Raw genomic sequence first — 5,950 nt, 5'->3', positions numbered from 1 at the left:
AGCCTGTGAACGGGATCCGCGTGATCGGCCGCAACACGCAGGGTGTGAAGCTGATCAACCTGGGCTCCAAGGACACGGTGATGGACGTGGCGCGCGTGGTGAACGAGGACGCCGTCCCCGAACCTATCGTCTCCGAAGCCGAGGAAACGACGGAGATCGTGCCTTCGGCCGCGCTCGAGGAGGAAATTGGCCTCGACGAGGATCTGGAGGACGACGACACCGCAGACGCGGACGATGTGGACGACGAGGAGCTTCCGGAGGAGGACTACACGGACGACCACCTGGACTCGTTGTAGCCCTCACCCCCAGCGTCGCTCCGCGACGCATCCCCCTCCCCCGATACTGCCCGGGGGAGGGGGTTTGCGTTCTGGGGTGGCGGGGCGCCGGCATCGGGCGCGGCGGAGGGCACGGGCAGCCACGTGGGGCGGCCCCTACGGGATCGGGTGTTAGGGGTCGGGGTTCGTGGCGCGGGCGAGGGCTGGCGTGATGAATCGCGCCCCTACGGGGTTTGTGCGTGAGGCGGGGGTTCGTGGCCGGGGCGAGGGAGGGCAGACACGCAGGTCTGCCCCTACACGATCGGTGTGGGGCGCGGGCGGTGGTGTGGCACGGGCATTGGGTCCGCACGCGGAGTTCTCCCCCTCACCCGCCCTGCGCCCCCGCAGGCGGGGGAGGGGGCCGGGGGGAGGGGGCCCTCTGCGGGGCACAGAACCCACCGACGCGCACGCAAGCCCCCTCTCTCGATAACGGCGAGGGCGCAGCCCTCTCCTGTTATCGGGAGAGGGGGCAGCGAGGAACGAGCGGGGGTGAGGGCCCCTACCCCCGCCGCCCCCGCGGCCTCCTCGGCGGGCGGCGCGGCTTCGGCTTGGGTTTGGGCTTCGGCTTGGGTTGCGCGGCGATGGTGCCGGGGCGCGGCGTGATCTTGACGTCCGTGATGGAGAGGACCGCCGCGGTGTTCACCGTCTGGCGCACGCGGTAGATCTCCCCCGTGGTGCCGCCGTCGTAGGTGCGGTTGGTCAGGATGATCACGAACAGGTCGCGTTGCGGATCGATCCAGACGGAGGTGCCGGTGAAGCCCAGGTGGCCAAAGGAGCTGGACGACAGGTAGTCGCCCGCGGAGGAGCGGGGGGCCGGCTTGTCCCACCCCAGGCCGCGGTTGCCGGGGAGCCCCTGCGGCGCCGCGAAGATGCGCACCGTGCGCGGCGACCACACGCGGCGCGCGCCGTACGACCCGCCGTTCAGCAACGTCTGCGCGTAAACCGAGAGGTCGCGGGCGGTGGAGAAAAGCCCCGCGTGGCCGGTCACGCCCCCCAGCCGGAAAGCGTTGGCATCGTGCACCACGCCGTCGATGGTGTACGGCCGCTCGGAGCGCAGCGCGGTCGGCACGGTGATCGTCTGCACCAGCGCGACGGGGGGATCGTACTGCGTGGACTGCATCCCCAGTGGTCCGTAGACGCGGCGCGCCAGGAACTGGTCCACCGGCACCTCCGCGCGCCGCCGCACGACCTCGGCCATGGTGATCATCCCGAAGTCGCTGTACTCCATCTTCTCACCCGGGCTGGAGACGAGCGGCGTGCGGTAGACCCGCCGCAGCGCCTGCTCCGGGTCGTGCGCGTCGCCGTACAGGTCCGCGCCCGCGGGGAGGCCGGAGGTGTGGGTGAGGAGGTGGCGGATGGTCACACTGCTCTTTTCACCCCCACGGAAGAGCGGCACGTACCGGCGCACCGGCGCGTCCAGCGGAAGCTGGCGGTCGTCCACCAGCGCCATCGCCGCCGCAGTCGTGCCGACCACCTTGGTGAGCGATGCGAGGTCGAAGAGGGTGGTCTCTGGATCCACCGGCATGCCGCCGGTGCGGCCGTAGCCGGTGAGCTTCACCAGCTTTCCATGCCGCCCCACCGCCACCGCCGCGCTGGTGAAGATGCCGTCGTCGATCGCCTTCCTCATCAGCCGGTCGATGCGGGCCAGCGAGTCGGCGCTCATCCCGGCATCCTTGGCGGCGGCGCGCTCCAGGGTGCGGGCGGCCGGCCAGGCGAGCGGCCGCGGCGCCACCTCCTCGCGCACCAGCACGCCCGTCACCGCGCGCGCCGCCGCCCGCTGCGCCTCCGGCCCCGTCCCCCACGCCAGCACCGCCGAGGGCACCTGCGGAAGCGAGTCGCCGGGGGCGGGGAGGAAGGAGACGTAGACGATGCGCCGCGAGGCCGTGTCCGCGGGGGCGGTGGTGCTGTCGCGCTTCACCGTGTCCGTGGGGATGGCGACGCCGGGAAGCCGGTCCACCACGCGCGGCGCGGAGCCGGGCAGCGCGACGGCGACCACGCAGGGCGCATCGTTCGCTGGCCAGGCGGTGAGGGCGGAGAGCGGCCCGCGGCGCGCCACCCACGGCGTTCCCAGGGCGGCCAGCCCGCGCGAGCGCCGCGCCAGCTCGGCGGTGAAGACGGGGAGATGGAAGTTCTTCGGGAGGACCAGGACGATCCGCGTGCAGCCGCGCAGGAGAGCGGCGGGCGCCGTGCCCGCCACGTTCACGGCGCGCCCGTGAAGCTCCTCCGCCAGCCCGAGCGCCTCCGTTCCGCGCAGGGCGGCGCGCACGGTGGAGAGCGAGTCCTGGCGCGGCCGGTCCACGCCCAGCCGCGCCTTGGCCGCGAAGATGCGCCGCACGGCCTCGTCCACGCGCGCGGCGGAGAGCGTGCCGCGCTCCACCGCGGAGGCGAGCGTGCGCACCACGGCGGCGGGATCGTCCACCCCCACCAGCAGGTCCGCGCCCCCGGCGATGGCCGCGACCGGCGCGCCGGCGCCGAAGCGGGCGCGAAGGGGGCTGCCGGGGCCCACTTCCGCCACCAGCAGCCCGTCGAACGCCATGTCGCGGCGCACCACGCCCGCCCCCGCCACCGGCGACAGGGGGAGCGGAACGGAGTCGCCCGTGAGCGCGGGGAGCGCGACCCAGCCGAGCTGCACCCCCATCACGCTGTCCTGCACCGCCGAGCGGAGCGCCGCCAGTCCGCCGGCCTCCAGCGCGGCGCGGTCCCAGCGCAGGATCGGCGGGACGGGCCCGGATGCCCAGCGCGGCGGGTCGAGCGCGGTGACCATGGCGGGCAGCCCCGCCGCGCGCAGGTCGCGGAGGAACTCCGCCGTCGCCGCGGGCCCGCCGGTGGTGGTGACGTCGCCCGGAACTCCGCCGGAGGGCCCCGGCAGGCGCGGGCCGGGGATCAGCGCCAGGTCGATCCCTACCGCCTTCGCCTCCGCGGCGATGGCCTGGGCGGCGCGGGTGTTGATGACGGCCGGGCCCAGCTCGGAGGGCGCAGGGAGCTCGGTGCCGCCATCCAGCACCGCGCCCACGCCGCGCTCCAGCCGCGCCATCACCAGTGGCGGTAGCGGCCATCCACGCCGCAGCGAGTCCAGGAGGACGGCCGCGCGCTCCGCTCCGCCCCCCGCCAGCTCGATCCCGCCCACCCGCGGCGTGTCCGCGAGGGCGGGCGGTAGGCCGGAGGCGGGGACCGCCACGCGCGCGACCACCATCTGCGCGAGCTTGTGGCGCAGGGGCATGCGGGCGATCCTGCCCGGCGTCCAGGGGTTTTCCGGCGGGGGCGACGAGCAGGCCGCCAGCGCCGCCGTCGCGAGCACCGCGAAACGCAGCCGTCCCACGGGGGAACGGCGGATGATGCGTGAGAGCAAGATTTCCATTCGGTCCGTCTGCGTCGGTCGGGGCGCCCGGCGGGCCGCCCCGCGCACGAACGGCACGAACCGGACCCGCGCCGTGGGACACACCTGGTGCAACGGATGCGGCGCCAATGCCTCAACAGCGCCACCCGTCGGACGAGAAAACCGCGTAAACGTTCACACTGTGCATGTCGCAGGGGCTGGTCCGGCTCTTGCCCTTCGCGCGCCAGCCAGCCATTCGCCCAAGCCGGACTCCCCCGGGCAATCCGCTCGCGTCCGATCGGTCCCCAGCATCTTTTCCACGAGTTCCGCCGCCCGCCGGGCACCACGACGGGTCACCGCGCGCACCCTCCTCCGGGGCCGCGATCCCCGCCCCGGGCTGAGAACCATACATCGCGCAATGAGCGACACCCCCGCCACGGTCTTCGTCGCCGACGACAACGCGTCCATCCTGCACGGGCTGGAGCGGGCGCTGCGGGCGAGCGGCTACACCGTGCACACGGCCACCAACGGCCACGCCATCATGCGGCTGCTGGAAGCGGCCCCCCAGCCGCCCGACCTGGTGCTGCTGGACGTGATGATGCCGGAGATGAGCGGCCTGGACGTGCTGCGCCGCCTGCGCACCGAGCCGCGCTGGGCCGACGTGCCCGTCGTCCTCATCACCGCCACCAACGACGGCGCGCTCCCAGTGTCTGCACTGCGCGACGGCGCGGTGGACTTCCTCACCAAGCCGTTTCGCCTGGACGAGCTGCTGGCGCGCGTGCAGTCGCACGTCCTGCGCAACCGCGAGCTGCGCCGCGTGCGCGAGCAGGCCCGCATCCGCCTGGAGACGATCGACCTGATTCGCGAGTTGAACCGCGTGGTCACGGCCGACGAGATGTTCCACCTGGTCACCTCGCGCACCGCCCAGATCCTGGGCGTGGCGCGATGTTCCGTGCTGGTGGTGGAAAAGGGGGAAACGGACGTACGCATCGCCGCCTCCTCGCAGGGCCAGCCGGAGGACGGCCTGGTGCTGCACCTGGAGGACTACCCCGAAGTGGCGGAAGCGCTTCGCACGGGCCAGCCGGTGAAGGTGTGCGACGCGGAGTCGTCTCCCCTCTTCGACACGGTGCGCGGCGACTGGGAGGCGCGCGGCTTCGTGCGCCCGCTGCGCTCCTCCATCGTCGTCCCCTTCGCCATCGCGGACGGGATGACGGGGCTCTTCGTGGAGCGCGCCACGGTGGACGAGCCGGCGCTGGGAGAGGAGGCGGCGGAGCTTGCGGTGCGCGTGGTGGAGGCGATCGTCCAGGCGTGCGACCGCGTGCAGGTCTTCCAGCGTCTGGTGGAGCAGCGCGAGCGCGCCCACGACCTCGCCAACACGGACGAGCTCACGGGGTGCTCCACGCGCCGCTCGCTCCTCCTCTACCTGCAGGGGGAGCTGGCCGCGGCGCGCGAGCGGGGCGAGCCGGTGAGCGTGGTGGTGCTGGACCTGGACCACTTCAAGCAGATCAACGACACCTGCGGCCACATCGCCGGCGACGCGGTGCTGCGGGCCCTGGGCGCCTGGCTCACCGCCGAGGGCGCCGCGCGCCCGCACGACCGTGCCGGCCGCTACGGCGGCGACGAGTTCGTAGCGGTGCTCCCCGGCACGGGGCCGGCGGGCGCGCGCCGCTTCGCTGAGCGGGCGCGGAAGCACATCGCCTCCATCCCTTTCGTCTTCGGCGACGTGGCGGTGCGCGCCACCCTGAGCGCCGGCATCGCCTCCTGGCCCGACTGCGACGCCGCCACCGGCGAGGAGATCATCGCCGTGGCCGACGCGGCGCTCTACACCGCCAAGGAGCGCGGCCGCGACCAGGTATGCCTGCCGCCGGAGCTGGGGGTGGGGTGAGGGTGTCCGGAGTTAGGTCCGGGGTGAGGTCCGGCGGTTGAAACCGCTGCAACAACCGCGGGAAACCTGCCTTCGCAGGTTCGGCGGAGGCGGGGGCCGGCGCCCGCATCCGCCGGGGGATGAATCCCCCGGCTGGAACCACGCGAAGCCCACTGAAGTGGGCTCGAGAAGCGCCATATCAGATCCCGAGTCCGCGCAGGCGGACTTTGCGCGTTTCCAGCGGCGAATTCATTCGCTCCTGGATGCGGGCTTGCCGCCACACCGGGTTCCGCCACCGGGACCAATCTCGCCCCCGAGTCCGCGAAGGCGCAATGCCGTTTACCTAAGCACCTCAAGGGTCCGCATCACCGTCCGGGAGCAGTCACTCCGCTTCCGGACGGGATAGCGGCTCTGCTTTCGTTTGACCCCACGATTCACCTGCCGGCTCCGGCGCTC

General features: G+C 73.3%; 3 protein-coding genes. 2 read left to right on the top strand and 1 reads right to left on the bottom strand.

The genetic code is table 11. The features are described 5' to 3' along the window. On the top strand, positions 1 to 296 hold a 296-nt coding region (locus tag VF647_20755; GenBank protein HEX8454524.1), incomplete at its 5' end, for a DNA gyrase C-terminal beta-propeller domain-containing protein. 517 nt (positions 297 to 813) lie between these two features. On the opposite strand, the gene VF647_20750 is transcribed toward VF647_20755, so the two are convergent. Continuing rightward, entirely contained in the window at positions 814 to 3,672 is a 2,859-nt protein-coding gene (locus VF647_20750) for a serine hydrolase (protein HEX8454523.1), read from the bottom strand. 376 nt (positions 3,673 to 4,048) lie between these two features. Here VF647_20750 and VF647_20745 point away from each other — a divergent pair, with 376 nt between their 5' ends. After that, positions 4,049 to 5,515 carry a diguanylate cyclase gene (locus tag VF647_20745; GenBank protein ID HEX8454522.1) on the top strand — a complete coding sequence of 489 codons (1,467 nt, stop codon included), beginning with the start codon at positions 4,049 to 4,051 and terminating at the stop codon, positions 5,513 to 5,515. Positions 5,516 to 5,950: the final 435 nt, after the last annotated feature.

It is taken from the genome of Longimicrobium sp. (assembly GCA_036387335.1).
GTDB lineage: Bacteria > Gemmatimonadota > Gemmatimonadetes > Longimicrobiales > Longimicrobiaceae > Longimicrobium.
Note: the sequence above shows the minus strand (reverse complement) of the source record. Positions and strands in the feature narration are given on the sequence as shown.

Excerpts from the sequence above, each read along its gene's own strand:
- VF647_20750 (HEX8454523.1), bottom strand. The coding sequence starts at position 3,672 with ATGGAAATCTTGCTCTCACGCATCATCCGCCGTTCCCCCGTGGGACGG.
- VF647_20745 (HEX8454522.1), top strand. The coding sequence starts at position 4,049 with ATGAGCGACACCCCCGCCACGGTCTTCGTCGCCGACGACAACGCGTCC.